Origin of the sequence: Mesorhizobium sp. M7A.F.Ca.CA.002.05.1.1 (assembly GCF_003998335.1) — a bacterium.
In the GTDB taxonomy this organism is placed as follows: domain Bacteria; phylum Pseudomonadota; class Alphaproteobacteria; order Rhizobiales; family Rhizobiaceae; genus Mesorhizobium.
In genome coordinates this window covers 1-1,730 of sequence record NZ_RZQI01001098.1, presented here as the reverse complement: position 1 = coordinate 1,730, position 1,730 = coordinate 1, and the positions used below count along the sequence as shown (strand labels likewise).

The following is a 1,730-nucleotide window of genomic DNA, read 5'->3' as shown; positions in this document are numbered from 1 at the left end:
TCGCTGGCTTTGCCGGCACCGTCATCCTGGTCAGCCACGACCGCGATTTCCTCGACCGCACCGTGACCAGCCTGATCGCACCGGATGGTGACGGCCACTGGATCGAATATGCCGGCGGCTACTCCGACATGCTGGCGCAGCGCGGCGGCACCAGGCTGGACGACCGCAAGGCGCGCGCGAAGGCCGAAAACGGCGAAGCGCCAGTGACGGCCAAGAGTGAAGCGGCCGCGCCAAAGGGGCCAGCGAAGAAACTGTCGTTCAAGCAGAAATTCGCGCTGGAATCGCTGCCCAAGAAAATCGAGGCTGTGACGGCTTCGATCTCAAGGCTGGAGAACAACATCGCCGATCCGGCCTATTACGAGCGCGACCCGGCCTCGTTCCAAAAGACGATCGCCGCCCTCGACAAGGAGCGCGCTACGCTGGCGGCGCTCGAGGAAGAATGGCTGGAGCTGGAGATGTTGCGCGAGGAAATGGAAGGGTGAAGGATTGCGTGGGGGCTTTTATGCGCCTAGATTATGCGCATAAAAGGAGGCCATCTTTATGCTTCAATCGACGTCAAAACCTCAGCGACAATCTGTGAATACGTCCATCGACTCTCGGTTGATCAGCGATGCGAAAGCTTTGGGCATCAATATCTCACGCGCCGCCGAAGAGGGCATTGCAAAAGCAATCTCGGCAGAAAAAACGCGCCGATGGCAGGAAGAAAATAAGGAAGCCATCGACAGCTCCAATGAGTATGTCAGACGCAACGGACTGCCACTGGCCAAACACCGGCCGTTCTGATGGCGCGTTATGATTTCTATAGGAATGCCGCGGGCGGCGGTTATCTTCTCGACGTGCAATCAGACCTTCTTGAAGGACTAAGCACCAGGATCATCATTCCGCTGATGCCGCCCAAGATAGCCCCGGTTCCTGGTCGCCGATTAAACCCGACCTTCACCATAAACGGCAAAGATCATGTGATGGTCACCCAGTTTATGTCAGCCTTCTCTGCCTCGGAATTGCCGGATCCAGAGGGAAGCCTTTCCAGGCACCACGACGACATCGTCGCCGCGCTCGACATGCTGTTCCAAGGCTTCTGAACTGCTCCTTCTCAGCCAGCCGTCTTGGCCTGCCAGGCCTTGATCGCCTCGTCGAACACCTTCTCGCCGGGAATGCCCTTTTCCATGGTCAGCAGTGCCCGCCGTCCGGTCTTGTAGACGACCGGTACGTCGATCCAGTCCTGGCCGCGAAGCAGGGTCATGTTGGCGTCTTCGTCGGCCTTGGTATCGTTGAGCGCGACGAGGAAGAAGCCGTCGGCGATCTTCGCCGGAATGCCGATCAACGGGCTGCCGGCATCCTGTTCCGAACCCTTCATGGCGACGCGCAGGATGTTGTCGACACCGCCGCCCTCGAAACCGTCGGGCGTCAGGAAGATCATCTCGATGATATGGCTGGCCGGCAGTGTCTGATCGGTGTTGCGGCGGATGGTCATGCGCAACTGGATGTCCTTGCCGGGAATGGTGGCCTCGGCACGGATCGCCGGCTCCGGCGGCAGGTCGCCACCGGGCGATTCCTGCACCAGCGACCAGACGATATTGCCGGGCTCGGCGGAGCCCTGGGCGGTGCTGGTGCGCTCCTCGTAGAAGATCGCCTTCTGGCCGACAGGCAGAGCGGTTTCCGCAGGCGCAGCTGCCGGTGCGGGCGGCGTGCCGGCAGCATCGGGCGGCGCTGCCGGGGCAGCTCCGTTG

At 60.9% G+C, this 1,730-nt stretch carries 2 protein-coding genes and 2 pseudogenes; 3 read left to right on the top strand and 1 reads right to left on the bottom strand.

The genetic code is table 11. The features are described 5' to 3' along the window. The 3 genes and pseudogenes from EN939_RS32920 to EN939_RS32910 all read left to right on the top strand — a co-directional run. Window positions 1-482 (top strand): annotated as a pseudogene (locus EN939_RS32920) (ABC transporter ATP-binding protein); the annotation flags it as partial. 58 nt (window positions 483-540) lie between these two features. Then, window positions 541-783 carry a type II toxin-antitoxin system CcdA family antitoxin gene (locus EN939_RS32915; RefSeq protein WP_127270148.1) on the top strand — a complete coding sequence of 81 codons (243 nt, stop codon included), beginning with the start codon at window positions 541-543 and terminating at the stop codon, window positions 781-783. Next, a complete protein-coding gene (locus tag EN939_RS32910) occupies window positions 783-1,082 on the top strand; it encodes a CcdB family protein (protein ID WP_127270146.1) in 300 nt (99 codons plus the stop codon). The genes EN939_RS32915 and EN939_RS32910 overlap by 1 nt, the downstream gene beginning before the upstream one ends. An 11-nt stretch (window positions 1,083-1,093) precedes the next feature. Here the strand turns inward: EN939_RS32910 and EN939_RS32905 are convergent. Continuing rightward, window positions 1,094-1,730 (bottom strand): annotated as a pseudogene (locus EN939_RS32905) (hypothetical protein); the annotation flags it as partial.